29 protein-coding genes, 2 tRNA genes, 2 pseudogenes and 1 riboswitch are annotated in these 26,394 nt (G+C 53.5%); of the genes and pseudogenes, 25 read left to right on the top strand and 8 right to left on the bottom strand.

Features of this window, described 5'->3' with window-relative positions:
- Positions 1-59: 59 nt before the first annotated feature.
- The 22 genes from pocR (at position 60) to ldtA (ending at position 19,107) form a co-directional block, all read left to right on the top strand.
- The gene (gene pocR / locus FDX11_RS20315; protein WP_137398450.1) at positions 60-971 is read left to right on the top strand and encodes a regulatory protein PocR; all 912 of its coding nucleotides are present in this window, start codon (positions 60-62) and stop codon (positions 969-971) included.
- 330 nt (positions 972-1,301) lie between these two features.
- A riboswitch (cobalamin riboswitch) is annotated at positions 1,302-1,477 on the top strand.
- A gap of 87 nt (positions 1,478-1,564) precedes the next feature.
- Positions 1,565-2,944 (top strand): cobyrinate a,c-diamide synthase, encoded by a 1,380-nt coding sequence (locus tag FDX11_RS20310; RefSeq protein ID WP_137398449.1) that lies wholly within the window; start codon positions 1,565-1,567, stop codon positions 2,942-2,944.
- Entirely contained in the window at positions 2,941-3,900 is a 960-nt protein-coding gene (cbiB, locus tag FDX11_RS20305) for an adenosylcobinamide-phosphate synthase CbiB (protein ID WP_137398448.1), read from the top strand. The genes FDX11_RS20310 and cbiB overlap by 4 nt, the downstream gene beginning before the upstream one ends.
- 10 nt (positions 3,901-3,910) lie before the next feature.
- Complete coding sequence (locus tag FDX11_RS20300) at positions 3,911-4,543, top strand: cobalt-precorrin-8 methylmutase (protein WP_008785140.1); 633 nt, start codon at positions 3,911-3,913, stop codon at positions 4,541-4,543.
- Complete coding sequence (gene cbiD / locus FDX11_RS20295; RefSeq protein WP_038641657.1) at positions 4,540-5,676, top strand: cobalt-precorrin-5B (C(1))-methyltransferase CbiD; 1,137 nt, start codon at positions 4,540-4,542, stop codon at positions 5,674-5,676. Before FDX11_RS20300 ends, cbiD begins: the two co-directional genes overlap by 4 nt.
- Positions 5,670-6,275, top strand: a complete 606-nt coding sequence (locus tag FDX11_RS20290; RefSeq protein WP_042307592.1) for a cobalt-precorrin-7 (C(5))-methyltransferase — start codon at positions 5,670-5,672, stop codon at positions 6,273-6,275. Before cbiD ends, FDX11_RS20290 begins: the two co-directional genes overlap by 7 nt.
- Positions 6,265-6,834: a decarboxylating cobalt-precorrin-6B (C(15))-methyltransferase gene (locus tag FDX11_RS20285; RefSeq protein WP_042307594.1), complete on the top strand. Its 570-nt coding sequence runs from the start codon at positions 6,265-6,267 to the stop codon at positions 6,832-6,834. Before FDX11_RS20290 ends, FDX11_RS20285 begins: the two co-directional genes overlap by 11 nt.
- Positions 6,827-7,600 carry a cobalt-precorrin-4 methyltransferase gene (locus FDX11_RS20280; RefSeq protein ID WP_042307599.1) on the top strand — a complete coding sequence of 258 codons (774 nt, stop codon included), beginning with the start codon at positions 6,827-6,829 and terminating at the stop codon, positions 7,598-7,600. The genes FDX11_RS20285 and FDX11_RS20280 overlap by 8 nt, the downstream gene beginning before the upstream one ends.
- Complete coding sequence (gene cbiG / locus FDX11_RS20275; RefSeq protein ID WP_042307600.1) at positions 7,581-8,636, top strand: cobalt-precorrin 5A hydrolase; 1,056 nt, start codon at positions 7,581-7,583, stop codon at positions 8,634-8,636. The genes FDX11_RS20280 and cbiG overlap by 20 nt, the downstream gene beginning before the upstream one ends.
- Positions 8,636-9,361, top strand: a complete 726-nt coding sequence (locus tag FDX11_RS20270; protein ID WP_003030278.1) for a precorrin-3B C(17)-methyltransferase — start codon at positions 8,636-8,638, stop codon at positions 9,359-9,361. The genes cbiG and FDX11_RS20270 overlap by 1 nt, the downstream gene beginning before the upstream one ends.
- Complete coding sequence (locus FDX11_RS20265) at positions 9,358-10,143, top strand: cobalt-precorrin-6A reductase (protein WP_042307605.1); 786 nt, start codon at positions 9,358-9,360, stop codon at positions 10,141-10,143. Before FDX11_RS20270 ends, FDX11_RS20265 begins: the two co-directional genes overlap by 4 nt.
- Positions 10,144-10,153: 10 nt before the next feature.
- Positions 10,154-10,948, top strand: coding sequence for a sirohydrochlorin cobaltochelatase (locus tag FDX11_RS20260; protein WP_042307607.1), 795 nt, complete (start codon positions 10,154-10,156; stop codon positions 10,946-10,948).
- Positions 10,945-11,658: a cobalt-factor II C(20)-methyltransferase gene (locus tag FDX11_RS20255; RefSeq protein ID WP_137398447.1), complete on the top strand. Its 714-nt coding sequence runs from the start codon at positions 10,945-10,947 to the stop codon at positions 11,656-11,658. Before FDX11_RS20260 ends, FDX11_RS20255 begins: the two co-directional genes overlap by 4 nt.
- Positions 11,655-12,392, top strand: a complete 738-nt coding sequence (cbiM, locus tag FDX11_RS20250) for a cobalt ECF transporter S component CbiM (RefSeq protein WP_061381969.1) — start codon at positions 11,655-11,657, stop codon at positions 12,390-12,392. The genes FDX11_RS20255 and cbiM overlap by 4 nt, the downstream gene beginning before the upstream one ends.
- Before the next feature lie 2 nt (positions 12,393-12,394).
- Positions 12,395-12,676: an energy-coupling factor ABC transporter substrate-binding protein gene (locus tag FDX11_RS20245; protein WP_137398446.1), complete on the top strand. Its 282-nt coding sequence runs from the start codon at positions 12,395-12,397 to the stop codon at positions 12,674-12,676.
- Complete coding sequence (locus FDX11_RS20240; RefSeq protein ID WP_016156861.1) at positions 12,663-13,340, top strand: energy-coupling factor ABC transporter transmembrane protein; 678 nt, start codon at positions 12,663-12,665, stop codon at positions 13,338-13,340. The genes FDX11_RS20245 and FDX11_RS20240 overlap by 14 nt, the downstream gene beginning before the upstream one ends.
- 8 nt (positions 13,341-13,348) lie before the next feature.
- Entirely contained in the window at positions 13,349-14,164 is an 816-nt protein-coding gene (locus FDX11_RS20235) for an energy-coupling factor ABC transporter ATP-binding protein (protein ID WP_137398445.1), read from the top strand.
- Positions 14,161-15,681, top strand: coding sequence for a cobyric acid synthase (locus tag FDX11_RS20230; RefSeq protein ID WP_137398444.1), 1,521 nt, complete (start codon positions 14,161-14,163; stop codon positions 15,679-15,681). The genes FDX11_RS20235 and FDX11_RS20230 overlap by 4 nt, the downstream gene beginning before the upstream one ends.
- On the top strand, positions 15,678-16,223 hold the full coding sequence (gene cobU, locus FDX11_RS20225; protein ID WP_042307622.1) for a bifunctional adenosylcobinamide kinase/adenosylcobinamide-phosphate guanylyltransferase: 546 nt from the start codon (positions 15,678-15,680) through the stop codon (positions 16,221-16,223). The genes FDX11_RS20230 and cobU overlap by 4 nt, the downstream gene beginning before the upstream one ends.
- Positions 16,220-16,963 carry an adenosylcobinamide-GDP ribazoletransferase gene (gene cobS, locus FDX11_RS20220; RefSeq protein WP_042307624.1) on the top strand — a complete coding sequence of 248 codons (744 nt, stop codon included), beginning with the start codon at positions 16,220-16,222 and terminating at the stop codon, positions 16,961-16,963. The genes cobU and cobS overlap by 4 nt, the downstream gene beginning before the upstream one ends.
- 24 nt (positions 16,964-16,987) lie before the next feature.
- Positions 16,988-18,052, top strand: a complete 1,065-nt coding sequence (gene cobT / locus FDX11_RS20215; protein WP_137398443.1) for a nicotinate-nucleotide--dimethylbenzimidazole phosphoribosyltransferase — start codon at positions 16,988-16,990, stop codon at positions 18,050-18,052.
- A gap of 125 nt (positions 18,053-18,177) precedes the next feature.
- Positions 18,178-19,107: a L,D-transpeptidase gene (gene ldtA, locus FDX11_RS20210; protein WP_137398442.1), complete on the top strand. Its 930-nt coding sequence runs from the start codon at positions 18,178-18,180 to the stop codon at positions 19,105-19,107.
- Here ldtA and FDX11_RS20205 read toward each other — a convergent pair.
- From FDX11_RS20205 to mtfA, 5 genes are all read right to left on the bottom strand, one after another.
- A complete protein-coding gene (locus tag FDX11_RS20205) occupies positions 19,082-19,810 on the bottom strand; it encodes an ABC transporter ATP-binding protein (protein WP_137398441.1) in 729 nt (242 codons plus the stop codon). The genes ldtA and FDX11_RS20205 overlap by 26 nt on opposite strands.
- Positions 19,811-19,820: 10 nt before the next feature.
- Positions 19,821-21,509 carry an iron ABC transporter permease gene (locus FDX11_RS20200; RefSeq protein WP_137398440.1) on the bottom strand — a complete coding sequence of 563 codons (1,689 nt, stop codon included), beginning with the start codon at positions 21,507-21,509 and terminating at the stop codon, positions 19,821-19,823.
- A complete protein-coding gene (locus FDX11_RS20195) occupies positions 21,493-22,530 on the bottom strand; it encodes an extracellular solute-binding protein (RefSeq protein ID WP_137398439.1) in 1,038 nt (345 codons plus the stop codon). The genes FDX11_RS20200 and FDX11_RS20195 overlap by 17 nt, the downstream gene beginning before the upstream one ends.
- A gap of 262 nt (positions 22,531-22,792) precedes the next feature.
- Positions 22,793-22,868, bottom strand: a tRNA-Asn gene (locus tag FDX11_RS20190).
- A 99-nt stretch (positions 22,869-22,967) separates the two neighbouring features.
- Positions 22,968-23,765, bottom strand: coding sequence for a DgsA anti-repressor MtfA (gene mtfA, locus FDX11_RS20185; protein WP_137349984.1), 798 nt, complete (start codon positions 23,763-23,765; stop codon positions 22,968-22,970).
- 93 nt (positions 23,766-23,858) lie between these two features.
- On the opposite strand from mtfA, the gene FDX11_RS20180 reads away from it, so the two are divergent.
- Positions 23,859-23,948: transfer RNA gene (locus FDX11_RS20180), tRNA-Ser, on the top strand.
- Positions 23,949-23,975: 27 nt separating this feature from the next.
- Here FDX11_RS20180 and FDX11_RS25550 read toward each other — a convergent pair.
- A pseudogene (locus tag FDX11_RS25550) lies at positions 23,976-24,205 on the bottom strand (hypothetical protein); the annotation flags it as partial.
- A 21-nt stretch (positions 24,206-24,226) separates the two neighbouring features.
- Entirely contained in the window at positions 24,227-24,613 is a 387-nt protein-coding gene (locus FDX11_RS20170; protein WP_079223651.1) for a VOC family protein, read from the bottom strand.
- 283 nt (positions 24,614-24,896) lie between these two features.
- On the opposite strand from FDX11_RS20170, the gene FDX11_RS20165 reads away from it, so the two are divergent.
- Together FDX11_RS20165 and FDX11_RS20160 are read left to right on the top strand one after the other, a co-directional pair.
- Positions 24,897-25,256: a hypothetical protein gene (locus FDX11_RS20165; protein ID WP_079223666.1), complete on the top strand. Its 360-nt coding sequence runs from the start codon at positions 24,897-24,899 to the stop codon at positions 25,254-25,256.
- Positions 25,257-25,335: 79 nt separating this feature from the next.
- Entirely contained in the window at positions 25,336-25,668 is a 333-nt protein-coding gene (locus FDX11_RS20160) for an EmrE family multidrug efflux SMR transporter (protein WP_137398438.1), read from the top strand.
- A gap of 78 nt (positions 25,669-25,746) precedes the next feature.
- Here the strand turns inward: FDX11_RS20160 and FDX11_RS20155 are convergent.
- A pseudogene (locus FDX11_RS20155) lies at positions 25,747-26,373 on the bottom strand (porin); the annotation flags it as partial.
- Positions 26,374-26,394: the final 21 nt, after the last annotated feature.

Here is a 26,394-nt window from a genome sequence, read left to right as displayed (position 1 = left end):
AATGAATGTGTAAATAGTATGTTTTATTTATAACAATAAATTAACTGAGAGGTTTTATCATGATTTCTGCGAGTGCCCTGAACTCAGAACTCATTAATAAAATCGCACAGGATTTTGCGCAGGCCACCAGTCTGGCTGTTGTGGTTGTCAATATTCACGGTGATGAAATTTCTGAGCTTTTTAATTTCACCCCTTTTTGTCAGTTGATGCGCCAGCATCCTCAGCACAGTAACCGTTGTCGAATGAGCGATCGCTGTGGAGGGCTGGAAGCTTCAAAATCCGATCAACCCTGCATCTATCGCTGCCACGCGGGGCTTACCGACTTCTCAATTCCGCTGGTCATAGCGGGTCACCTGGTTGGGTTTGTATTGTGTGGCCAGGTGCGTTTAAGTAACGATGTTGGCCTGGTTGATATCCTGAACGTCGATGACCGCTGGCAAGCCGATCCCGAGCTGCTAAGTGAATTTCGTAATGTGCCGGAGATGGACTATTCGCGAGTCATCGCCTCGGCGGACCTGCTAAAGCTCATCGTAGAAAATTGTCTTAAGAAACAACTTAATTTTGTGGTTATCAAGGATAACCCACAGCAAGCAGAGCCGGTACGCGCTAACCGAACACCGAATCCTCACGACAGCAAAATGAAAAAAGCTCTGCGCTATATTGATGCGCATTTGTCAGATGAGTTACGCCTGGAGGATGTTGCGTCTCATGTTTACCTTAGCCCTTACTATTTCAGTAAATTGTTCAAAAAATATCAGGGTATCGGGTTTAACGCCTGGGTAAATCAACAGCGAATGGCGAGTGCCAAAGAGTTGCTCTGTCATAGTGACTGGAGCATAGCCAGCATTGCGCGTAATTTAGGCTTTTCACAAACCAGTTATTTCTGCAAAGTATTCCGTCAGACGTATCAGGTTACGCCACAGGCATTTCGCCAGCAAATAAATGTCATTTCACGCGGTGAGTCCGCTTAAATAGCAATATTTTGCTATTGCCGATTTTTGATATAGGGCGCTATGTCAGTCACTATAAAATGAAAAGTAACAACAGCAGTCAATAAATTGTCATAGCGCAACAAAATAATAGTATTAGAGGGATAAACTGCACCAGTTTTTATTTTTGTGATGAGATACAGTGTCTGTGTGCATGACTTTCTTTATTCTTTGCAGATACTTTCATTCAAAATGTGAACATTATGAATAAGTGGGTTTACGCCAGAAAATTGGCTGAATGAACCCAGTAAGATATTAAATTGAATTATTGTCATGAGGTCGTGAATTTACCTCATAACAGGGAGCTTAATTACGGCTCTTGAACTGACAGGTTTGCCACATTTGTGGTAGGGAAGGGGGTGAGAATCCCCCGCAGCCCCCGCTGCTGTGATGCTGACGACCCCGTATGGACCACTGATCGCAAGATTGGGAAGGACGGGTGAGGATGACGCTAAGCCAGAAGACCTGCCTGTCAGTGACTACCAACAACTTCGGTGGGAAGTGGGTGGTTCAGATGCATACAGTCGAGAGACTGGGTATCTCTACACCCCTACCACCCTGAACAGGATCAGGGTATGGCGGCCAATTTTCACGCATTTGTTCTTGCAGGTACCGGAAGCGGCTGTGGTAAAACCACGGTGACGCTGGGCTTGTTGAGCTTGTTGAAAAAACGCGGTTTACGCGTCCAGCCTTGCAAAGTGGGGCCTGATTACCTTGATACCGGCTGGCATACAGCGGTATGCGGTACCGCTTCCCGCAATCTTGATAGCTTCATGCTTCCCGCTTCCACTCTCAATGCGTTATTCCGCGAGCAGATGCAACATGCCGATATCGCCGTGATTGAAGGCGTGATGGGGTTGTATGACGGTTATGGTACCGACCCGAACTACTGCAGTACCGCCGCGATGGCCAAACAGTTAGGTTGCCCGGTCATCTTACTGGTTGATGGTAAAGCTGTTTCCACCTCGATAGCCGCAACGGTAATGGGTTTTCAGCATTTTGATCCCACGCTGAACATCGCCGGGGTGATCGTTAATCGGGTCAACAGCGAAACGCATTATCAGCTGCTGAAGGTGGCGATTGAGCGTTACTGTTCCGTTCCTGTATTAGGCTACGTTCCCCGTATGGAAGGCGTTGCGCTTCCAGAGCGTCATCTGGGACTGGTTACTGCACGTGAGTCTGTTATCAATCAGCAGCCGTGGCAGGCCTTTGCCGCGACGCTGGAGCAGACGCTGGATATTGATGCTCTACTGAAATTAAGCCAGCTAAACACCCTTCCTGCGGGTGAATGGCCTGCGCTTCCCGCTCCTGACGCCGGAGAAGGGTTAACGCTTGCTATCGCTGATGATGAAGCGTTCAACTTTTATTACCCGGACAATATCACTTTGCTTGAACGCACTGGGCTGAAGATTGTCCGTTTTAGTCCGTTGCACGACACCTGTTTACCCGATTGTCAGATGATCTGGCTGGGGGGCGGATACCCTGAGTTACATGCTGCGGCGCTGGCCCGCAATGTCTCGATGCTGAAGCAATTGCGAGCCGCCCATCAGCGCGGCGTCGCGATTTATGCCGAGTGTGGCGGGCTGATGTATCTCGGCAGTTCGCTGGAGGACAGCCACGGTGATCGCTGGCTGATGGCGGATATCATTCCCGGTCATAGCAAAATGGGGAAACGTCTGACCCGATTTGGTTACTGTGAAGCGCAGGCCGCACAGCAAACCTTATTAGCCGCAAAAGACGAAGTGCTGCGTGGACATGAATTCCACTATTCCGATTTCACTCCTGAGACACCTGCGGTGATGCACTGTCGCAAAATGCGCGATGGCAAAACGCTGCAGGCCTGGTCCGGCGGCTGGCAGGTCGGAAACACCTTCGCCAGCTACCTGCACGTTCATTTTGCCCAACGTCCGCAGATGCTTAACCATTGGTTGGCAGCCGCGAGGAATGCGCTATGACAATCCTTGCGTGGTGTGTTGCCTGGCTGCTTGATTTTATTATCGGCGATCCGCAGAACTGGCCGCATCCGGTGCGCTGGATTGGCAATCTGATTTCTGCGGTGCAGCGAATTATCCGGCGTTATTGCCATAGCGATCGTGCGTTGCGTATTGGTGGCGCGGCGATGTGGGTAGTGGTGGTTGGCCTGACCTGGACTGTCTCCTGGGGCGTACTGGTGCTGGCGCAATCTATTCATCCCTGGCTTGGTTGGGTGGTAGAGGTTTGGATGATCTTTACCGTGCTGGCGGGGCGCTGTCTGGCGAACGCCGCGCAGGATGTTGAACGCCCGCTACGTGCCGGTAACCTTGCAGCAAGTCGGGAAAAACTGTCATGGATCGTGGGGCGCGATACCTCGCAATTACAACCTCAGCAGATCAATCGCGCCGTGGTGGAAACCGTGGCCGAAAACACCGTTGACGGCATCATCGCGCCGCTGTTTTTCCTTCTTCTCGGTGGCGCGCCTATGGCGATGGCCTACAAAGCGGTAAATACCCTTGACTCCATGGTGGGTTACAAACATGAAAAATACCGCGCTATCGGTATGGTCAGCGCGCGTCTGGATGATGTCGCAAATTATATTCCTGCGAGACTGAGCTGGCTGTTGCTGGGCGCGGCTGCATTTTTATGCCGTCAGGACGGCTCGCGTGCTTTGCAGATCGGCTGGCGCGATCGCTACAACCACAGTAGCCCAAACTGCGCGTGGTCGGAGGCCTCCGTTGCCGGGGCATTAGGTATTCGTCTGGGTGGCCCTAATGACTACTTTGGCGAGCGCGTTGAGAAACCGTGGATTGGTGATGCGCAACGCGACATTTCGGTAGACGACATTTCCCATACGATTCGATTGATGTGGGTGGCATCGACGCTGGCACTGGCGCTGTTTATCGCGCTGCGGTGGCTGCTGGTCGGTGTAGCCTGAGGACAACACTATGCAATATATCCAGCAACCCCAGGCTATTGAGGCCAAAAGTTTCGACATTATTGGCGAGATTATCCGTGAAACCCGTCCGGACTATCAGTTTGCCAGTCCGTTGCATGAAGCCATTATCAAGCGGGTCATTCACACCACCGCGGATTTCGACTGGCTGGACATTCTGTGGTTTTCCAGTGATGTGCTGGAGCAGTTCTGCGCGGCGCTTAGCCGTTCGAGCGTAATTTATACCGATACCACGATGGCCCTTTCCGGGATCAATAAAACGCTGCTGGCAAAATTTGGCGGTGAGTGCCGCTGCTATATCAGCGATCCACGGGTCGTACGAACGGCAAAAGAGCAGGGGATCACCCGTTCAATGGCGGCTGTCGATATTGCGGTGAAAGAAGAGGGGGAAAAGCTGTTTGTCTTTGGCAATGCGCCGACAGCGCTGTTCCGTCTGCTTGAGCATGATGTTGCCGTCAGCGGTGTGGTGGGTGTACCGGTCGGGTTCGTGGGTGCTGAGGAGTCGAAAGATGCACTGACCCAAAGCAACCTCCCGGCCATTGCTGCGTTAGGACGTAAAGGGGGAAGTAACGTCGCCGCTGCTATCGTCAACGCCATGCTTTATCACATGCAGGGGGCGCGATGAGCGAGGCCTTCGATACACCTGTGTGGCACAACGGTAAAGCGCTGCGTAAAGGATATACCACGGGATCGTGCGCGACGGCGGCTGCAAAAGTGGCGGCGCTGATGGTATTGCGCCAGCACCTGATCCATCAGGTTTCCATCGTGACGCCTTCCGGGGTGACGCTGTGCCTGAACGTCGAATCGCCGCATATCGAAGGGCAGCAGGCGATAGCCGCGATCCGTAAAGACGGTGGCGATGATGTCGATGCCACGCATGGGATGCTGATTTTTGCCCGCGTGACGTTAGATGATAGTGGCGTGATCGCCTTACAGGGCGGTGAAGGGGTCGGTACGGTTACCCGCAAAGGGATCGGTCTACCGGTGGGGAGTTCGGCGATTAACCGCACACCTCGCCAGACCATTGAGTCGGCGGTACGTGAAGCGATTGGTCCAAATCGTGGGGCGCAGATTGAAATCTTCGCGCCGGAAGGCGAAGAGCGGGCGCAAAAAACCTACAACTCGCGCCTTGGCATTCTGGGTGGTATTTCGATTATTGGCACCACGGGTATCGTCACGCCAATGTCGGAAGAAAGCTGGAAGCGTTCTCTGTCGCTGGAGCTGGAAATTAAACGCGCGGCGGGTCTGGATCGCGTGGTTCTGGTGCCTGGAAACCACGGTGAACGTTTTGTTCGCGAACAGATGGGCATCGACACCCAGGTTGTGGTCACCATGAGCAACTTTGTCGGCTACATGATTGAAGAAGCCGTCCGTCTGGGATTTCGGCAAATCGTGCTGGTGGGACATCCCGGGAAACTTATCAAAATCGCGGCGGGGATCTTCCATACCCACAGCCATATTGCCGATGCGCGCATGGAAACGCTGGTGGCCCATCTCGCGTTGCTTGGCGCACCGCTGGAACTGCTGAGGCTGGTCAGCGACTGCGATACTACCGAAGCGGCGATGGAACACATCGACGCGTACGGCTTTCAGCATATTTATAACCATCTGGCGGAGCGTATCTGCATGCGCGTTCTGCAAACATTGCGCTTTACCAAAAATCCCCCGACCTGCGACGCCATCATGTTCTCGTTTGACAATCAGGTGCTTGGCAGTAATCGCCCGATCGCTGAAATTGCTGAGGAGATGCAATGTTAACCGTTGTGGGAATGGGACCCGCGGGTTTGCATTTGATGACACCTGCGGCGCGTGAAGCGGTCGCAACGGCTGATGTGCTGGTCGGCGGAAAGCGGCATTTGCAGCAATTCCCGGATTTTACCGGTGAACGGTTTGCTCTTGGCGCCAATATTGCGGAGCTCCTGAACTGGGTAACTGCGCACCAGGATAAGCATGTCGTCGTGCTGGCGTCTGGCGATCCGCTGTTTTACGGCATTGGGACGCGCATGGTGGCGCATTTTGGCATTGGGCAGGTACGCATAATTCCCGGTATTAGCGCGGTGCAGTATCTGTGCGCGCAGTCCGGTATCGATATGAACGATATGTGGCTGACCAGTAGCCACGGGCGCAGCGTCTGTTTCGATGAGCTGGCCCGACATAACAAGGTGGGGATGGTAACAGATGCGTTGTGCGGCCCACGTGAAATCGCACAGGAGCTAATCACTCGAGGCAAGGGACATCGCTGGATGGTCATTGGCGAAAACCTGGCGATGGAAAACGAGCGGATCCATGTCCTGCCTGTGAGTGAAATTAACGCCGACTATGACATGAATGCAGTGGTGATCCTTGATGAAAGATGAGCTGTTTCTGCGTGGAGAAAAGGTGCCGATGACCAAAGAAGCGGTACGCGCACTTGCCCTCTCAAAACTTGAATTACACCGTGCCAGTCACCTGATTGATATTGGGGCGGGAACCGGCAGCGTGTCGATAGAAGCGGCGCTGCAATATCCCGGATTGCGCGTGACGGCAATCGAACGTAACCCGGCGGCGCTCAGGTTGCTGGATGAAAATCGCCAGCATTTTGCCTGCGCAAATATCGACATTTTTCCCGGCGTTGCGCCAATGACCATCGCCGAAAAAGCCGATGCCATTTTTATGGGTGGCAGCGGTGGGCATCTGACCGATCTCATTGACTGGTCGATGCGTCAACTGCATCCCGCCGGGCGGCTGGTCATGACGTTTATCCTCCAGGAAAACCTCAACACCGCGTTGGTTCATCTGGACCATCTGGGCGTACAGGGAGTGGATTGCCTGCAGCTACAGGTTTCCTCGCTTACCACGCTTGGCAGTGGTCATTATTTCAAACCGAATAACCCCGTATTTGTTATCGCCTGTCAGAAGGAAGGAAACCATGTCTGAGATTTTTGATCCCCGTAGCGTGTGGTTCGTTGGCGCAGGTCCTGGCGATCGCGAGCTGATTACCCTCAAAGGTTACCGTTTGCTACAACAGGCGCAGGTGGTTATCTACGCTGGATCGCTGATTAACACCGAACTGCTGGAATATTGTCCCGCCGATGCTGAATGCCACGACAGCGCTGAACTGCATCTGGAGCAGATCCTCGATCTGATGGAAGCTGGCGTGAAGGCTGGCAAGACCGTGGTGCGTCTGCAAACTGGCGATGTCTCACTGTACGGTTCCGTCCGCGAGCAGGGCGAGGAACTGACCAAACGCGGGATCGACTGGCAGGTGGTGCCCGGCGTCAGCGCCTTCCTCGGTGCGGCGGCAGAACTCGGCGTGGAGTACACCGTGCCTGAAGTCTCACAAAGCCTGATCATTACCCGTCTGGAAGGGCGCACGCCGGTCCCCGAGCGCGAACAGCTGGAGTCGTTTGCCAGTCACCAGACATCTATGGCGATTTATCTGTCCGTCCAGCGTATTCATCGGGTGGCCGAGCGTTTAATTGAAGGCGGTTATCCGGCGACCACGCCAGTGGCGGTGATCTACAAAGCGACCTGGCCGGAAAGCCAGACCGTGCGCGGTACCCTTGCGGATATTGGCGACAAGGTGCGCGATGCGGGCATCCGCAAAACGGCCCTGATTCTGGTCGGTAATTTCCTGGGCTCGGAGTATCACTACTCCAAACTCTATGCGGCGGACTTTAGCCATGAATACCGTAAAGCCTGAGTCAATTGCGCTTTTTTGCCTGACGCCAGGTGGCGTTGTGCTGGCGAAACGTCTGGCGGCTATGCTGCCGGTCACCTGTTTTACCAGTGAAAAGCTGCTGGAGGAGGGGTTTATTCCCTTTGAAAACGGCTTTGCCAATACCGCCCGTGATGCGTTTATGAACTACTCGGCGCTGATTTTTATCGGGGCGACCGGCATTGCGGTTCGCGTGCTGGCTCCGCTGGTCAACGATAAATTTTGCGATCCGGCGGTGGTGGTCATTGATGAACGTGCCCAGCATGTCATCAGTCTGCTTTCCGGTCACGCGGGGGGCGCGAATGCGCTGGCGCGTTATCTGGCAGGCATGTTGGGGGCCGACCCGGTAATCACCACGGCGACGGATGTCAACGATATGGCGGCCCTGGATACACTGGCATTCCAGTTGAATGCGCGGATGAGCGATTTCCGTTCGGCGGTGAAGATCGTTAATCAGATGCTGGTCAGCAACAAACGGGTTGGCCTGTGGTGGGATGACGAACTGACCCAGGATGTCAGCCATTGTGATCGCCGTGGTTTTATCACGGTAACCGATCTCAATCAGCTTCCCGAACTGGATGCGCTGGTGTGTATCACCTTACGCACCAATTTACCCGATCTGCCTGTTCCGCACTGGAAGCTGGTGCCGCAGCGGGTTGTGGCTGGAATTGGTTGTCGCCGCGACACACCGTTCCCGCTGCTGGCTGCGCTGCTTGCCCGCCAACTTGAAGCCCAGCAGCTCGATCCGTTGGCACTAAAAGCCATTGGCAGTATCACGCTGAAAAAAGATGAGCAGGGACTCATCCAACTGGCTTCGTGCTGCCGCGTGCCTTTCGAAACCTTTACCGCTGACGCGCTGCGTGAGCATGAGCACCGTTTTCCGGCCTCATCGTTTGTTCGCAAAACGGTGGGGACAGGAAGCGTTTCTGGTCCTGCAGCCTGGCTGCTGAGCCACGGACAACTGTTAGGCGAGACCCTGCGAGAACAGGGCGTCACTATCACTTTGGGAGTTTCACACTGATGTTAAGCGTAATTGGAATTGGCCCTGGCTCGCAGGCAATGATGACCATGGAAGCCGTTGAAGCTTTGCAGGCAGCGGAAATTATCGTTGGCTATAAAACCTACACCCATCTGGTAAAGGCCTTTACAGGCGATAAGCAGGTGATCAAAACCGGAATGTGCAAAGAGATTGAACGCTGTCAGGCGGCGATCGAACTGGCGCAGGCGGGTCACAATGTGGCACTCATCAGCAGCGGTGACGCGGGAATTTACGGTATGGCTGGGCTGGTGCTTGAGCTGGTCAGTAAGCAAAAACTGGACGTTGAGGTCAGGCTTATACCTGGCATGACCGCCAGTATTGCCGCTGCTTCCTTGCTGGGCGCACCGTTGATGCACGACTTCTGCCACATCAGCTTAAGCGATCTGCTAACGCCATGGCCGGTTATCGAAAAACGCATCGTTGCTGCTGGCGAAGCCGACTTTGTCATCTGTTTCTACAACCCGCGCAGCCGGGGTCGCGAAGGACATCTGGCGCGCGCATTTGAGCTGCTTTCAGCCAGCAAGAGCGCGCAAACGCCGGTCGGTATTGTGAAGTCAGCCGGACGTAAAAAGCAGGAAAAATGGTTGACCACCTTGGGTGAAATGGACTTTGAGCCGGTTGATATGACCAGTCTGGTGATCGTTGGCAACAAAACAACCTACGTGCAGGACGGCCTGATGATCACGCCACGAGGTTATGTGCTGTGAATTACGGTGACGTGTTGGTCATGGGCGGTACCAGCGATGCGCGCATGCTGTGCCAGCAACTGGATGCGGCAAACGTGGCCTACACCCTGTCAGTTGCGACCCCGACGGGGAAGCAGCTGGCGGGAGACATCAAAGGTCAGGTGCGCTGCGGACGTCTGGAACGCGAGCAAATGATAGCCTGGCTGCAGGAAAATCGGACGCGCTGGGTGATCGACGCCTCGCATCCGTATGCCGAGGTGGTGAGCCGCAACATCATGAGCGCTTGTGAAGCCGCGGGCGTACTGCTGAGCCGCTATCAGCGTCCTGAACAGTTGAGTGGTTTAACCCACCCGCATCTGCATACCGTGCAGAGTATTCAGCAAGCCTGCGAGGTGGCGCGACGCTTCGGTAAACGCGTGTTGCTCACCACCGGCAGTAAAGATCTGGCCATCTGGCGCGAAGGGTTGCCTGAAAAAACGCTGCTGGCGCGCGTTCTGCCTGTACCTGAGGTCATTCAGCAATGCGCTGATCTGGGCTTTGGCGTCGGTGAGATCTTCGCCTTGTGCGGACCGTTTAGCACCGAGTTCAACGCCGCGTTTTATCGTCAGTGTCAGGCTGATGTGGTGATCACCAAAGCATCCGGTGCGGAAGGTGGTTATCAGGAAAAAGTTCAACCCTGTCTGGATGCCGGTATCCCCTGCATCGTGATTACACGTCCGGCACCGTTGGTGACGGGAGAAGAGTTACTGGAAAGTCAGGCCGCATTTGGGGCGCGTTTAACGCGCTGGCTGGCCGCTGCTTAAGGAGTTAGAGATGAAAAAGGCGCTTCTGGTGGTCAGCTTTGGCACCAGCTATCACGACACTTGTGAGAAAAATATTGTGGCCTGTGAGCGCGATCTCGCGGCCAGTTGCCCGGATCGTGACCTGTTTCGGGCGTTTACCTCTGGGATGATTATCCGCAAGCTCAAGCAGCGTGATGGCATTGATATCGACACGCCGCTGCAGGCGCTGCAAAAGCTGGCGGAGCAGGGGTATCAGGATGTGGCTATTCAGTCACTGCACATCATCAACGGCGATGAATACGAAAAAATTGTCCGCGAAGTGCAAAGTATGCGTCCGCTGTTTTCTCGCCTGACGCTCGGCGTACCGCTGCTGAGCAGCCATGAAGATTACGCCCAGCTGATGCTGGCGCTGCAACAGCAGATGCCGCCGCTTGGCGAAAAGGAAAAAGTGGTGTTTATGGGGCACGGCGCCAGCCATCATGCCTTTGCCGCTTATGCCTGTCTCGACCATATGATGACGGCGCAGCGCTACCCGGCGCGGGTCGGGGCGGTGGAAAGCTACCCAGAAGTAGATGTGTTAATTGAGAGTTTGTCTCAGGAAGGGGTGACGGCGGTGCATCTGATGCCGCTGATGTTAGTTGCTGGCGACCATGCCATCAATGATATGGCCTCCGACGAAGACGATTCGTGGAAGACATTGTTTAATGCGGCCGGGATACGGGCTACGCCGTGGCTCAGTGGGTTGGGTGAGAATCCGGCGGTGCGCGCCATGTTTGTGGCGCATTTACAGCAGGCGCTGAATGTGGCGCTGGAGGAAGCGGCATGAGCGGAAAACTGTACGCATTAAGCACCGGGCCAGGCGCTTCCGATCTCATCACCGTGCGCGCCGCACGCACGCTGGGTCGGCTCGATATTCTCTATGCGCCTGCCGGGCGGAAAGGCGGCGATAGCCTGGCGCTGTCAATCGTGCGGGAGTATATAGGCGAGCAGACCGAAGTCCGCTGTTGCCATTTTCCAATGAGTGCCGACAGCGCAGAAAAAGAGGCGGTATGGGATGAGGTTGCTGCCGCGCTGGTTCAGGAAGTGGAGGCCGGTAAACAGGTTGGTTTTATTACCCTTGGTGATGCCATGCTGTTCAGTACCTGGGTCTTTTTACTCCAGCGTATTGGCTGTCCTGACTGGTTGGAAATCGTTCCGGGCGTGACCTCTTTCGCCGCGATTGCCGCGCGTTCAAAAACGCCGCTCGCTATGGAGCAACAGTCGCTGGCGGTGGTCTCCTGTACCGCGCCGGAAGCGGAAATCCAGCAGGCGCTAAAGCAGCATGACAGCCTGGTACTGATGAAGGTGTACGGACGTTTTGCGCGCATCAAAGCATTACTGCAACAAGAGGGCTTGTTGAATTGTGCATTGATGATGTCTGAAGCCACGCTGCCTGGTGAGCAGTGCTGGCGTCATCTCAACGAAGTCAGCGACGACCAGCCGCTGCCTTATTTCTCGACCATTCTGGTTAATAAACAGTGGGAGTATGCACAATGAAGCTTGAACAACAGCTAAAACAGCTGTCTTTCAGCGGGTTGGCTGCGGCGCTATTACTGATGATTGTTCCTGAGCAAGCGTTCGCCATGCACATTATGGAAGGCTTCTTGCCGCCAATGTGGGCGCTGGCATGGTGGCTGCTGTTTTTACCTTGCCTGTGGTACGGATTAGTGCGCTTGCGTCAAATCGTACAGGAAGACAGTCACCAGAAAGTGTTATTGGCCCTGTGCGGCGCGTTTATTTTTGTGCTGTCGGCGCTGAAAATTCCTTCCGTTACTGGAAGCTGCTCGCATCCGACCGGTGTCGGCCTGGCGGTTATCCTGTTCGGACCGGGTGTGGTCGCTATTCTCGGTGCGATAGTCCTGCTGTTCCAGGCCTTGCTGCTGGCGCACGGCGGTTTAACGACGCTCGGGGCCAACGGCATGTCGATGGCGGTGATTGGCCCGGTAGTGGGTTACATGGTGTGGAAAATGGCCTGCCGCGCGGGGCTGCGCCGGGATGTCTGCGTCTTCCTGTGTGCCATGTTGGCGGATCTCGTCACCTATTTTGTTACTTCTGTTCAGTTGGGCGTTGCGTTCCCGGATCCGTCCGCTGGCGCAGTGGGGTCGATTGTGAAATTCATGGGCATTTTCTGCCTGACGCAGATCCCAATCGCGATTGCGGAAGGTCTGCTCACCGTAATGATTTATGACCAGCTAACCAAACGACAGTTGATAACCGCACAAGGACATTAACGATGAAAAAGACGCTGATTTTGTTAGGCATGGTGGTGGCGCTGGTGATCATGCCGTTCTTTATCAACCACGGTGGAGAGTACGGTGGTTCAGACGGTGAGGCGGAAAGCCAGATTCAGGCTATCGCCCCGTATTATGAGCCGTGGTTCCAGCCGTTGTACGAACCGGCAAGTGGCGAAATTGAAAGCCTGCTGTTTACGCTCCAGGGGTCGCTGGGCGCAGCCGTAATTTTCTACATTCTGGGTTACACCAAGGGCAGACAACGCCGTGATGACCGGGCTTGACAGGCTTAGCTATCAAAGCCGCTGGTTTCATGTCTCGCCGGTGCGGAAATTTCTGCTTTGGCTGATGATGATGATTCTGGCGTTTACCCTGCCCCCGTTGGGGCAGGGTATCGAGCTGTTACTGATTGCCGCGCTGAGCTGCTGGCTGCTGCGTATTTCCTTCTGGCGCTGGTGCCGCTGGATGGCGTTGCCGTTTGGTTTCCTGACGGTCGGCGTCGTAACTATCCTGTTTAGTTTTAGCCGCGATCCGCAAACCCTGCTGGCCAGTATCCCCGTAGGAAGCTATTGGTTAGGCGTGAGCGCGCCAGGCCTGGTCACTGCCAATGAAACCTTCTGGCGCAGCCTTGCAGCGCTGGCGGCAACCTTCTGGTTAGTGCTGAATCTGCCGTTTCCGCAGTTGATTATTTTACTCAAACGCGCACACGTTCCTCGCCTGCTGACTGAACAGATCCTGCTGACCTGGCGGTTTATTTTTATCCTGTTAGATGAGGCGCTGGCTATTCATCGCGCACAAACGCTGCGTTTTGGTTATCGTAGCTTGCCGTTGGGCTACCGCTCGCTGGCGATGCTGGTGGGACTGTTATTTACCCGTGTGTTGATCCGCTACCAGCAAATGACCACCACCCTGGATATCAAACTGTATCAAGGTGATTTTCACCTGTAAGGAAAAGTATGCTTGCCACTTCAGCGCTTTGGTTTCGCTATCAGGATGACCCGATCCTCAAAGGGCTAACGCTGGACTTTTCTACGCATGCCGTCACCGGGCTGGTAGGGGCCAATGGCTGCGGGAAATCCACGCTGTTTATGAATCTGAGCGGGTTATTGCGACCGCAGCAAGGCGCGGTGATGTGGCAGGGTAAACCGCTGGATTATAGCAAGCGCGGCCTGCTGGCGCTGCGTCAGCAGGTGGCAACCGTATTTCAGGATCCCGATCAGCAAATCTTTTATACCGATATCGACAGCGATATCGCCTTTAGCCTGCGCAACCTTGGGGTGGATGAAGCTGAGATCTCACGCCGGGTGGAGGATGCGCTAACGCTGGTTGATGCCCAGCATTTTCGCCATCAGCCGATTCAGTGTTTAAGCCACGGGCAAAAAAAACGCGTGGCGATTGCTGGTGCGCTGGTGTTGCAGGCGCAATATCTGCTACTGGATGAACCCACTGCAGGCCTTGACCCATCAGGCCGCACGCAGATGATTGAGATAATCAAACGCATCGTTGCGCAAGGAAACCACGTCGTAATCTCCAGCCATGATATCGATCTTATCTATGAGGTCAGCGATGCAGTTTACGTTTTACGCCGGGGCGAAGTGCTGACGCACGGCACGCCGGGTGAGGTTTTCACCCGGACGGATCTTATTGAACAAGCTGGATTGACTCAGCCCTGGCTGGTGAAGCTGCATACTGAGCTGGGTTTCCCGCTGTGTAAAACAGAGGCTGAATTTTTTAGTCGTATGCGAGAGAACGCACTGAAGGAGGCGTCATGACGCAGGCAATAATGTTGCAGGGAACGGCATCTGATGTGGGTAAAAGCGTGTTGGTCGCCGGGCTGTGTCGTATTTTTTATCAGGACGGACTGCGTACCGCGCCGTTCAAATCGCAGAATATGGCGCTGAACTCGGGCATTACGCCAGAGGGTAAAGAGATGGGCCGCGCGCAAATTTTTCAGGCGGAAGCCGCCGGTATTACGCCGGATGTGCGTATGAATCCGGTGCTGCTTAAGCCAACCAGCGATCGTAAAGCGCAGGTTGTGCTGATGGGTAAAGTAGCGACCGATATGGATGCGGTGAGTTACCACGAGTATAAGCCACGCCTGCGGGAGCAGATCCTGTCAGTGTATAACAGCCTGGCGCAGGAGTTCGATGTGCTGGTGCTGGAAGGCGCGGGAAGCCCCGCTGAGATTAACCTGCGCGATCGCGATATCGTCAATATGGGCATGGCTGAGATGGCGCAGTGCCCTGTCGTTTTGGTGGCAGATATCGATCGTGGCGGCGTGTTTGCCTCTATTTACGGCACGCTGGCGCTACTGCATGACCATGAACGCGCCAGGGTAAAAGGGGTTATCATCAATAAATTTCGCGGTGATGTGGCGCTGCTGTACTCCGGTATCGAGCAAATTGAAGCGCTGACCGGCGTTCCGGTGCTGGGCGTCATGCCATGGCTGGATGTTGATCTGGAAGACGAAGATGGCGTGGCGCTGCAAAAGGGCAAGTATCTGCGTACTGATAAACGCGACATCGATATCGCCGTTGTTCAACTTCCGCACATTTCAAACTTCACTGATTTCAATGCGCTTGCGGCACAGTCGGACGTGCGCGTGCGCTATGTTCGCCAGCCTGAAGAACTGGCGGGGGCCGATCTGGTGATTCTGCCAGGCAGCAAAAACACGCTGGGCGATCTGGTCTGGCTGCGTGAAAGCGGAATGGCGCATGGCGTCGTGCAATTGCATCGTAATAACGTTCCGGTGGTGGGGATTTGCGGTGGCTACCAAATGCTCGGCGACACCATCATTGATGAGGTGGAATCAGGGCTCGGTACGCTGCCGGGTCTGGGCTTGCTTAATACGGTGACCCATTTTGCCCAGCACAAAACCACGACCCTGGTTGAGGGACAAATGTCCTCATCGCTGCCTGACTGGCTGGCGGGCACGGCGGGATTATCCGTTCGCGGTTATGAAATCCATATGGGCGAAACGGTATTATCCGAAGCATGCCAGTCGGTAATGACACTGCGCAAAGAAGACGGCAATGTCGCTGACGGCGCGGTAACGCCGGATGGCCTGGCCTTCGGTACCTATCTTCACGGACTGTTCGACAGCGATGCATTTACCCGTGCGTTGGTGAATGGCCTGCGTGTACGCAAAGGGTTAGCACCGCTGGATTCCACCTTCCATTACGCGCAATATAAATCGCAGCAGTTTGATCTGCTGGCGGATGCGATGCGACAACACATCGATATTGAGAAAATTTATACCATCATGCAGCAACATCAGGAGCCCGTATGATGATTCTGGTTACGGGCGGCGCACGAAGCGGCAAGAGTCGGCATGCGGAAGCGCTGATCGCTGATTCCCCAAACGTTCTGTATATCGCGACTTCGCAGATTTTTGATGAGGAGATGGCGGCGCGAATTCAGCACCATCGTGATGGACGCCCCGCGCACTGGCGTACTGCCGAGCGCTGGCAACATCTCGATGAACTGATAACGGCAGCAAACGATCCTCAGGAAGCCATTTTGCTGGAGTGTATCACCACCATGGTAACCAATCTGCTGTTTGCGCTGGGTGGTGACAGCGACCCGGATAGCTGGGATTACGCGGCGATGGAGCAGTCCATCGAGGATGAGATCCGTTCGCTAATTGCTGCCTGTCAGCGCTGTCCGGCAACGGTCGTACTGGTGACTAACGAAGTCGGAATGGGGATTGTTCCGGAAAACCGTCTGGCCCGTCATTTTCGCGATATTGCAGGACGCGTGAACCAGCGACTGGCGACGGCAGCTGATGAGGTGTGGCTGGTGGTATCAGGAATTGGAGTCAAAATTAAATGAGTAAGTTGTTCTGGGCAATGCTGTCTTTCATCAGCCGCTTGCCCGTTCCTGCTCGCTGGTCGCAAGGACTGGATTTCGAGCACTATTCGCGCGGTATCGTGATGTTCCCCCTGATAGGCGTGGTGCTGGGCGGGTTAACGGGGCTGGTCTTTATGGCGCTGCAGCCCTGGTGTGGTATTCCACTGGCAGCCTTGTTTGCCGTATTGACGCTGGCGTTGTTGACCGGAGGTTTTCATCTGGACGGCCTGGCGGATACCTGTGACGGTATTTTTTCTGCCCGTCGACGCGAACGGATGCTGGAAATCATGCGCGACAGCCGTCTGGGAACCCATGGCGGGCTGGCGTTAATTTTCGTTTTGCTGGCCAAAGTGCTGGTGGTGAGCGAACTGGCTTTACGTGGCACGCCAATGCTGGCGGCGCTGGCTGCGGCATGTGTCGCCGGGCGGGGTACCGCTGTTTTGCTGATGTATCGACATCGCTACGCCCGCGAAGAAGGGCTGGGTAATGTCTTCATCGGCAAAATTACCGGGCGTCAAACCGCCGTCACGCTGGGGTTGGCGGCGATCCTGGCCGCCGTGCTGCTTCCGGGTATGCGGGGCGTGGCGGCGCTGGTTGTCACGATGGTGGCGATTTTCATTCTTGGGCAGTTATTAAAACGTACGTTGGGTGGGCAAACCGGCGATACGCTGGGCGCAGCCATTGAACTTGGCGAGTTAATATTCTTGCTGGCTCTGCTTTGAGTCAGCCAACATACTGGAACCCTTATGCAGACTTTAACCTCTTTACTCCACGCGATTCCTTCACCTGACAGTGCCGCGATGCTGCGTGCTCAGCAGCATATTGATGGCTTACTAAAGCCGCCGGGCAGTCTGGGTCGCCTCGAATCGCTCGCCGTGCAACTGGCTGGTATGCCTGGCCTGAAAGGCGCACCGCATGTGAACGGCAAAGCGATGTTGGTGATGTGCGCCGATCACGGCGTCTGGGATGAAGGGGTTGCCGTTTCGCCTAAAGTGGTTACGGCTATTCAGGCCGCCAATATGACGCGTGGCACGACCGGCGTTTGCGTTCTGGCCGCTCAGGCTGGAGCAAAGGTGCATGTCATTGACGTCGGGATTGATGCGGAGCTTATCCCCGGCGTGGTGAATATGCGCGTCGCGCGCGGCTGCGGCAATATTGCCCAGGGCCCGGCAATGAGCCGTTCGCAGGCCGAGGAACTGCTGCTGGAAGTTATCCGCTATACCCATGAACTGGCGAAAGAGGGCGTAACGCTGTTTGGCGTGGGTGAACTCGGTATGGCAAATACCACGCCTGCGGCGGCTATCGTCAGCGTGCTGACCGGCAGCGATGCCGAGGATGTGGTAGGCATTGGCGCTAACCTGCCGCTTTCAAGAGTAGGCAATAAAGTTGAGGTTGTGCGGCGAGCCATTGCCGTCAATCAACCGGATCGTAATGACGGTATCGATGTACTGGCTAAAGTGGGCGGGTTTGATCTGGTGGGCATGGCGGGGGTGATGCTTGGCGCGGCCTCCTGTGGGCTGCCGGTCGTGCTGGATGGTTTTCTTTCATACTCTGCTGCGCTGGCGGCCTGCCAGATCGCACCGCAGATTAAACCCTATCTGATTCCGTCACATTTCTCTGCTGAGAAGGGGGCTCGCACTGCGTTGGCGCATCTGGGGCTGGATCCGTACCTCAATATGGGGATGCGTTTAGGTGAAGGCAGCGGGGCCGCGCTGGCGATGCCGATTATTGAGGCAGCCTGCGCGATGTACCACAACATGGGGCAGTTAGCCGCCAGCAACATTGTGCTACCGGATGGTAAAGAAGCATAGTTACGTGAGCCATGAACCTCGCCGCTTGGCGAGGTTTTTTATGCGCATTGAAGTTGTAACCCACTAAAAGTGATAATAAAAGCTATAATTACTGGATATCGGCTGCGGCAACGGAAAGGTAAAAGATGCGTCGTGTAAAACTGCTTTGTTCACTCATCATGCTGTTTGCAAGTCAGGTAGCACACGCGGTGAGTTATCCGCTGCCGCCAGAAGGTAGTCGTCTGGTAGGTACCCCGCTGACGATAACGGTCCCGCCCGGAAACACCCAGCCGCTGGAGGCATTTGCCGCGCAGTACGGGCAGGGATTGAGCAATATGCTCGAGGCCAATCCCGGCGTAGATGTTTTTCTGCCTAAGTCTGGCTCAACGCTGGTGGTGCCGCAGCAACTGATATTGCCGGATACCGTGCGTGAAGGCATTGTTATCAATGTCGCCGAAATGCGTCTTTACTATTATCCCGCGGGCAGCAATACGGTAGAGGTTTTACCCATTGGTATTGGTCAGGCAGGGAGAGAAACCCCGCGTAACTGGGTGACCGCGGTTGAGCGTAAGCAGGAAGCGCCGAGCTGGACCCCGACGCCGAATACCCGCCGTGAATACGCCGCACGTGGGGAAACCTTACCGGCGTTTGTCCCTGCCGGACCAGATAATCCGATGGGTCTGTATGCAATTTATATCGGCAGGCTTTATGCCATTCACGGTACCAATGCTAACTTTGGTATTGGTCTGCGGGTGAGCCAGGGCTGCATCCGTTTGCGTAATGACGATATTAAGTACCTGTTTGACACGGTGCCGGTTGGAACGCGTGTGCAACTGATTGACCGACCGGTAAAATACAGCCTGGAGCCAGACGGCAGTCGCTGGGTAGAAGTGCATGAGCCGCTGTCACGAAATCGTTCGGAGTACGAGTCTGACAGAAAGGTTCCCTTGCCGATCACTCCCGCTTTGCGCACATTTATCAGCGGGAGTGGCGTGGACGTGAGCCGCGGGAATCAGGCGCTGGAAAGACGCTCCGGCATGCCAATAAACATCAGCCAGGTTCAGCAGCATTTTTAATATCAAAGCGGCCAGGTTTATCGTCAGGTAAGATGGGCGCTTTTTTTTGATACTGGCCCATTTTTACCACGCCGATATGGTCTGCCATTAGCTGCGCTTCATGCTCGCTGTGGGTAACCAGCAGTGCCGTTTGCCCGGCAGCGCGCAAAATATCCCGTACTTCGTTGCCAAGGCGCTCACGTGTGCGCTTATCAAGGCTGGAAAAGGGTTCATCCAGTAACAGGATTTCCGGATGTGGTGCCAGCGCACGCGCAAGGGCGATGCGCTGCTGTTGACCGCCGGAAAGTTCATGGGGATAGCGGCTGGCATGGCTATGTAACTCCACCATTTTTAACAGTTCCGCCACCCTGGTCTGCTGCTCTTCACGCGGCATGCGGCGTAATCCAAAGGCGACATTTTGGTGCGCGGTCAGATGTGGAAATAGCGCATATTCCTGAAAAACCATGCCGACATGGCGTTTTTCAGGCGGGAGATGAACACCGGGAGCGGCAACACGATGCTGGGACACATAGATCTCTCCGCTTCGCAGTCGTTCAAACCCCGCAACTGCGCGTAGAACCGTGGTTTTCCCGCAGCCTGAAGCACCCAACAGACAGGCGATTTCCCCTTTGCGTACCGACATTGAAAATCCATTCAGTACCGATTGCTGGCTGTTGCCATAGGCAACGTGCACATCCTGGAGGCGTAATGCAATTTCTGACATTGTTACTCTCTTAACCCCGGCGAGTCATTTGGTGACGCACCAATAAAATAACCGGTAGCGTGCCAGCTAAAACAATCATTAGCGCGGCGATTGCACCTTCTTCATAAGTTCCACGAGCGGCTTCCGCATACAGCAATGTTGCCAGCGTTTCGAAGTTAACCGGACGCAAAAGTAATGTTGTGGGTAGCTCTTTCATCGCGTCGGCAAAAACCAGCAGAGCGCTGCTCACCAGGGCTGGGCGCAGTAAAGGGAAATGAACCCGTGCAAACGTGCCCGCACCATTCTCGCCCAACAGCCGGGAAGCCTGCTCCAGCGAAGGTGGAATGCGTCCCAGACCGGAATCCAGCGCGCCGATGGCAATCGCCTGGAAACGCATAGCACAGCAAATAACCAGCAGGATCCCGGCTGACATCAGCGGTAGGCCACGCACATCCAGCAAGTCAGCCAGCCAACGGTCAACCGCCATGGCGGGCGTTAAAAAACCAATCGCCAGGATTGTGCCGGGAACCGCGTAGCCTAAAGAGGCCAGACGCATCACGCCACGGCGAAACCCCGGCATCGCGTTGTCTGCAGCGCTATGGCGAGCGCTCCAGGCTACCAACAGACTGACACAAACCACCACCAGCGTGGTTCCCGCCGCGAGCAAGAGCGTATTTTGTAATGCTGACAGTAACGAGGGTGAAAGGAGGTTGTCATCGCCGATACGTTTGGCGCTTTCCCACATTAAAAACAGCACCGGGGCCAGAAAACCCAGCACAACCGGCAGCGAAATAACGGCACCAAGCAGCCAGCCGCGCCAACCCTGCACGCGCGTGGGTTGAATTTCCCGCAGACTGCGGCTGCTGAACCCCTGTTTTCTGCGGCCATAAAATTCCAGCGTCAGAATAAAGAAGATAAACATCAGCATCATGCTGGCGATTTGCGCAGCTGAAGATAAATCGGAGCGCGAGATCCATGTGGTGTACACGGTAACTGTTAACGTCTGTACCCCAAGGAATTCCGATGCGCCGATGTCGTTAAGCGTTTCCAGCAATGCCAGACTGATGCCAACGGCCAGGGCCGGACGTGCCATGGGGAGGGCAACACGAAAAAAAGTTCCGGTCGCGCTGCATCCCAGCGTACGTGCGGCTTCCAGCAAATGAGCCGGCTGGCTGATAAACATGGCGCGTGTGGTCAGGTACACGTAAGGATAAAGTACTAAGCCGAGCAGAATTATTGCACCAGAAAGAGAGCGTAAATCTGGCAGGCGGAACTGTCGTGGGCTGTCAAAGCCCAGTAAGAAACGAATAAAGGTTTGCAGGGGACCAATCGGATGCAGCAGATCGAGCCAGGCAAAGGCGACGATGTAGGTCGGCATCGCCAGCGGCAATAGTAGCGCCCAACTGAGAATTTTGCGGCCAGGAAAATCCCATGCCGTCACCGCCCATGCGCTACCTACACCAATGACGCCGACCATCACGGCGACCCCCGCTAACAACAGTACGGTGTTTTTTAACGCGGCAGGCAACACCCACGTCAGGAGATTATCCCAGTGAGATAAATCGGCCTGGGTAGCCTGCCAGATCAGCGCAATGATGGGTGTCAGGACGCCAAGCGCCACGCACAGCGCGCCAAGATGCAACGGCGTGAATAATGACTGCGGCCCGGAAACCAGGCCGCGTAACGCTGGAAACTGCAAAGGTTTATTGATCGAATCCAACTTTATCTACCAGCAGGCTAGCTTGTTTACGATATTTCACGATTTCGGTTAACGGTGTCTTATCGACATCAATTTCACCGATGGTGGCGCTGATAACCGGATCAAGCGTTACGCCTTTCAGTACCGGATATTCGAAGTTCGCTTTCGCATACTGCTGCTGGGCAGGCGCGGAAACCAGATACTCCATCAGCTTAACGGCATCGGCTTTATTTGGCGCATAGCGGGCAACGGCAGCGCCGCTGATATTGACGTGTGTACCACCATTCTCAAAGGTTGGTTTTACGACTTTGATGGCATCGCCCCATTGACGAGCATCGCTGCCTTCTTTGGCATTTTTCATATGGCCGACGTAATAGGAGTTAGCCAGACCGATATCACAAATTCCACCGAGGATATCGCGGGCAACATCGCGGTCACCGCCGGTAGCTTTACGGGCCAGGTTAGCTTTCACGCCGCGCAACCAGTCTTCGGTTTTAGCTTCTCCGTGATGGGCAATCATCGCGGCAATCAGCGCCGTGTTATACGGATGTTGTCCAGAGCGGATACAGACTTTTCCTTTATACTCCGGGCTGGCGAGTTGTTCGTAATGCCAGTTATCGATTGGCAGTGACTTCTCGGCATACAGCACGCGGGCGCGCATAGAAAGCGCAAACCACTGATTATCCGCACCGCGAAGGTTAGCAGGAACGGCGGCTTTCAGCGCTTCTGACTCTACCGGTTGGGTCACACCCGCTTCAACTAAATCGAGGAGATTGCCTGCATCTACGGTCATCAGCAGGTCGGCAGGTGAATTTTTCCCTTCTGCTTTGACACGCTCAAGCATGCCATCCTTGATATAGACCGTACTTACTTTGATACCGCTGGTTTTTGTCCAGCTATCAAGTAAAGGCTGGATTAGACCGGGTTCGCGGGTAGTGTAAAGCGTTAATGTTTCCTGGGCGAAAGCCGGCAGGCTAACAGCGAAGACCAGGGCAGAGGCAAGCGTGATACGGCGCAGTCCGGTGCGAGGCAGAGCATTCATCGTTTATATCCCAGAGTAATTGGAACGTACAGTGAACCGAGCAGGGCTCGTTCTTTTGGCTCGCGTACAATAAATGATAATCACTAGCAGTTACAATAATTGCAAAGTTTAAACGATTTACATTTACATAACTTTAATCAATGGTGTGATGAGACATGGAATAGGGGCGGTACAACAGGCAGAATGCTTAGGCAGGATGCTTTTATGAAAGCCTGAAAAGCAAAAAGCCCGCTCAAGTTTCCTTAAGCAGGCTTCTTAAATTTGGCTCCTCTGACTGGACTCGAACCAGTGACATACGGATTAACAGTCCGCCGTTCTACCGACTGAACTACAGAGGAATCGTGTGAACGAGGCGCATATTACTGACCTCACCCTGAGGTGTCAACAGTAAAATTAGCGCGTCATTTCAATTGGTTAATTAATCTTCAAATTCAGTGTTAATGCACGTTTGATGAGCGATAATGGCCATCTTCGGGGTTATCTCGTAACCGTTGCATTGGATTTTGGCGATAAAACAGGATGAAACGCTGCCATAAAGCCGGGAAACGTGGAGCAAATAATTCAGGAGCACTGAAAAAATACTCGGATAATACGGCAAAGCATTCGGCCGGATCGGTTGCAGCGTAAGCATCTATACTGCATGCGGTTTCCCCTACCAGATCGATTTCATCCTGAATGTTGTTCATTGCGGCATGCAGGTCGTGCTCCCAGCCGGCAATATCTCGCAGAGGAATCGCCGGAATACCGCTGGCGCGATCGCCATTACGCATATCCAGCTTGTGCGCGACTTCATGAATGATCAGATTAAAGCCTGAGGCATCAAAGGAATCCTGAATATCAAGCCAGTTGAGGATTATCGGGCCTTGCTGCCAGCTCTGCCCGGACTGAACGACACGTTGATTGTGCACCAGACCAATTTCGTCTTCCCATTCGTCGTCTACAACAAATGGGGCAGGGTAGATGAGAACTTCATGAAACCCATCCAGCCACTCGATCCCTAATTCCAGAACAGGTAAACAGAAGAGCAGAGCAATGCGCGCACTTTTCAGCGGGTCCAGTTCAAACCCCTGAAGTGCTACCAATCTTTTTTGCTGTAAAAAGCGCTCGGCCAGGGCGATAAGTCTGGCTTGTTCTTGCTCGGTGAGATTCACCAGAAGCGGAATAGCCAGGGCGTTATCCCACGGCCAGTCGTCATTTCGGGCTGTTTCTTGCTCTTTCCAGGGCCACTTAATCATCGTTTTGCTCGCAAACTCGTCACTTGAACGAAATTGACGGAACTGGGTCTGTTAAAATGCCAAATTACCTGGCATCATGGCAACCGCCAAAACGGAGAGATGCCAGAGCGGCTGAATGGACCGGTCTCGAAAACCGGAGTAGGGGCAACTCTACCGGGGGTTCAAATCCCCCTCTCTCCGCCACTATTCAAACACTTAGCTCAATCCCTTTCAACGACTCATGTCACACTTGGTATAGTGTCGGTATATTCGCTTAGTATAAAGCTCGCCATCATCATCTTCTGATTTGTTCAATACCGGAAGATCCAGTGTGGGGAAATTTTTCACTTTTCTGTCATAAACCACAACTTGCATTCAGTTTTGTGACCTGAGAATAGTTGTTTGTCCTTTTTCGAGTCTTGGTAATCTGATATCCCCTTGGCTTTGAGTTCATGAAAGGTACATGGCAATATTTATTGAGGTTATGCCCACGACTTGTTTTGGATAACCACCCTATATCCGTCGAGGTCAACAAATGTCCTTCCGTTCACGTCCCAGTAGGGATTGAATGACGCTGTCATTCTGAAACCAGCATCGTTCATTCTTTCGCAGACATGCGACCATTCATTTGCATCAGGGTAATAAAGAACGAGTAAATCTTCTTCAGTGTGCAAAGGTTGAACGGGATGGTTTTGGCAAAAGGTGAATTCTATGTGCCAGTCTAAGTCTTCCCGCCCTAACATTATTCCATTGAACCCCTCATGATCGTTAAATTCAGCAATTTTATGTAGCCCCAATCCCTGGCTGTACATCAGAAAAGATCTTTCGAGATTGTTGACGGGTTTGGCAATACGCATATGAGTAAACATCCGGGGTCTCCAGGGGAAATACCGTTTAACATTACAATCGCGCTGAGTTTACATGTGATTATCTTTTGCATTTGTCCATAAGAGCCTCCGAAATATCATGCTTCACCCTGCTAATGGTCTGCTGCCGACACTGAGTGGACAGTCAGATTCGGTTTGGCTCTGTGCCGTGACAGTGCCAGCTCAGTCCCTTCAGTATTGCCACACCCTGTGTAGCTGTAAAATAAACTGTGGAAATGATAATTATTTCTATTTATCATTATTTCTTTGAGAGGGGGATAACACTATGAATAACAAGATTTTTGGTGTGGCTTTAATTACTACTTTGTCTGCTGGTTTAGCTTTTAGTACTCATGCAAGTGAAACAATCAGCAAAACCGAGGTAAGAACGTTGGTGGATGAAAACAATAAATTCAAAGTTGTATATGATATTGATGATAAAGGAAAAGTTATAAATATCAGATTTCCTGATGGAGTCGTTGATGCTGATACTAAGCAAAAAATTACCAGGGAAATGGAAAGCTGGGCATTCGAAGCAGGCAATCCACAGACCGATGTCAGCTCTATGGTGACGTTAAAATTAATCACAACGTCCGCGCATAGTAGACCTCGCGGCGCTTCAGACGGCCTTTTTGTACTAAGCTAAAGTAGTTTTGGTTGTGTTCAAACTCACCTAACCCTTTGTGATACGATGATTGTCTTAGATCGTCACATGGGGCCAGATTTTGAATTCATACGTTTTCCTTGCCGGGGCCATTATAGCTGAAGTAATAGGTACAACCCTGATGAAGTTCTCTGACGGATTTACACGCCTATGGCCATCTGTAGCAACCATTGTGTGTTACTGCACTGCTTTTTATCTTCTCTCTCAGACGCTGTCGACCATTCCAACGGGCATTGCGTATGCAATTTGGTCAGGTGCTGGAATCGTATTAATCAGCCTTTTGGGCTGGTTAGTAAGTGGACAAAAGCTGGATTTCCCGGCGATCGCAGGCATGTTCCTGATTTGCGCTGGGGTTCTGGTTATTAATATTTTTTCAAAATCTTCCCCACATTAATTCTATTGAAAGAGTGTCGGATATCTGGCGCTGTTAGCAGATCTTATCCCAAGCGGGCTTGCGTATTTTTGTGGGTAATTAGAACTGGTAGACTAAACCAACGGCAACGATGTCGTCAGTCGCGATACCATTGCTTTCATAGAAGCTATCGTCTTCATCCAGCAGGTTGATTTTGTAATCAACGTAGGTAGACATGTTTTTGTTGAAGTAGTAAGTCATACCTACATCAACATATTTGACCAGATCTTTGTCGACATAACGCCAGTTACCACGACTTACTTCCTGGCCACCTAAATCCTTGCCTTTAGATTGCAGATAAGCGATGGAAGGGCGCAGGCCGAAGTCGAACTGATACTGTGCAACAACTTCAAAGTTCTGGGTTTTGTTGGCAATACCGCCATTACCTTCGCCATTGCCACCGCCGTAGTAGGTCATGTTGCGGGTTTCTGCATACATAGCAGCCAGGTAAACGTTATTGGCATCATATTTTGCGCCCACGGTCCAGGCTTCAGCGGTTTCACCGCCTGCATAGTTGTTACGATGATTCATTCCGTCCTGGTAGCCACGAGCAACTTGATCGTCGGTACGGTCAGATGCGGAGTACGCTGCACCCAAACTTAAACCGAAGTCAAAGTCATAGGAGGTAGACATACCGAAGCCGTCGCCGTTTTCTTTCGCCAGTTTACGGTTAGTGCTGTTTGAATCGCCACAGATAATCTAGACACT

Source organism: Citrobacter sp. wls714, assembly GCF_005281025.1.
Lineage (GTDB): Bacteria > Pseudomonadota > Gammaproteobacteria > Enterobacterales > Enterobacteriaceae > Citrobacter > Citrobacter werkmanii.
Note: the sequence above shows the minus strand (reverse complement) of the source record. Positions and strands in the feature narration are given on the sequence as shown.

Bases quoted from the DNA above. Each gene is read 5' to 3' on its own strand.
- pocR (WP_137398450.1), top strand. From the start codon at position 60: ATGATTTCTGCGAGTGCCCTGAACTCAGAACTCATTAATAAAATCGCA.
- FDX11_RS20310 (WP_137398449.1), top strand. From the start codon at position 1,565: ATGGCGGCCAATTTTCACGCATTTGTTCTTGCAGGTACCGGAAGCGGC.
- cbiB (WP_137398448.1), top strand. From the start codon at position 2,941: ATGACAATCCTTGCGTGGTGTGTTGCCTGGCTGCTTGATTTTATTATC.
- FDX11_RS20300 (WP_008785140.1), top strand. From the start codon at position 3,911: ATGCAATATATCCAGCAACCCCAGGCTATTGAGGCCAAAAGTTTCGAC.
- cbiD (WP_038641657.1), top strand. From the start codon at position 4,540: ATGAGCGAGGCCTTCGATACACCTGTGTGGCACAACGGTAAAGCGCTG.
- FDX11_RS20290 (WP_042307592.1), top strand. From the start codon at position 5,670: ATGTTAACCGTTGTGGGAATGGGACCCGCGGGTTTGCATTTGATGACA.
- FDX11_RS20285 (WP_042307594.1), top strand. From the start codon at position 6,265: ATGAAAGATGAGCTGTTTCTGCGTGGAGAAAAGGTGCCGATGACCAAA.
- FDX11_RS20280 (WP_042307599.1), top strand. From the start codon at position 6,827: ATGTCTGAGATTTTTGATCCCCGTAGCGTGTGGTTCGTTGGCGCAGGT.
- cbiG (WP_042307600.1), top strand. From the start codon at position 7,581: ATGAATACCGTAAAGCCTGAGTCAATTGCGCTTTTTTGCCTGACGCCA.
- FDX11_RS20270 (WP_003030278.1), top strand. From the start codon at position 8,636: ATGTTAAGCGTAATTGGAATTGGCCCTGGCTCGCAGGCAATGATGACC.
- FDX11_RS20260 (WP_042307607.1), top strand. From the start codon at position 10,154: ATGAAAAAGGCGCTTCTGGTGGTCAGCTTTGGCACCAGCTATCACGAC.
- FDX11_RS20255 (WP_137398447.1), top strand. From the start codon at position 10,945: ATGAGCGGAAAACTGTACGCATTAAGCACCGGGCCAGGCGCTTCCGAT.
- cbiM (WP_061381969.1), top strand. From the start codon at position 11,655: ATGAAGCTTGAACAACAGCTAAAACAGCTGTCTTTCAGCGGGTTGGCT.
- FDX11_RS20245 (WP_137398446.1), top strand. From the start codon at position 12,395: ATGAAAAAGACGCTGATTTTGTTAGGCATGGTGGTGGCGCTGGTGATC.
- FDX11_RS20240 (WP_016156861.1), top strand. From the start codon at position 12,663: ATGACCGGGCTTGACAGGCTTAGCTATCAAAGCCGCTGGTTTCATGTC.
- FDX11_RS20235 (WP_137398445.1), top strand. From the start codon at position 13,349: ATGCTTGCCACTTCAGCGCTTTGGTTTCGCTATCAGGATGACCCGATC.
- FDX11_RS20230 (WP_137398444.1), top strand. From the start codon at position 14,161: ATGACGCAGGCAATAATGTTGCAGGGAACGGCATCTGATGTGGGTAAA.
- cobU (WP_042307622.1), top strand. From the start codon at position 15,678: ATGATGATTCTGGTTACGGGCGGCGCACGAAGCGGCAAGAGTCGGCAT.
- cobS (WP_042307624.1), top strand. From the start codon at position 16,220: ATGAGTAAGTTGTTCTGGGCAATGCTGTCTTTCATCAGCCGCTTGCCC.
- cobT (WP_137398443.1), top strand. From the start codon at position 16,988: ATGCAGACTTTAACCTCTTTACTCCACGCGATTCCTTCACCTGACAGT.
- ldtA (WP_137398442.1), top strand. From the start codon at position 18,178: ATGCGTCGTGTAAAACTGCTTTGTTCACTCATCATGCTGTTTGCAAGT.
- FDX11_RS20205 (WP_137398441.1), bottom strand. From the start codon at position 19,810: ATGTCAGAAATTGCATTACGCCTCCAGGATGTGCACGTTGCCTATGGC.
- FDX11_RS20195 (WP_137398439.1), bottom strand. From the start codon at position 22,530: ATGAATGCTCTGCCTCGCACCGGACTGCGCCGTATCACGCTTGCCTCT.
- mtfA (WP_137349984.1), bottom strand. From the start codon at position 23,765: ATGATTAAGTGGCCCTGGAAAGAGCAAGAAACAGCCCGAAATGACGAC.
- FDX11_RS20170 (WP_079223651.1), bottom strand. From the start codon at position 24,613: ATGTTTACTCATATGCGTATTGCCAAACCCGTCAACAATCTCGAAAGA.
- FDX11_RS20165 (WP_079223666.1), top strand. From the start codon at position 24,897: ATGAATAACAAGATTTTTGGTGTGGCTTTAATTACTACTTTGTCTGCT.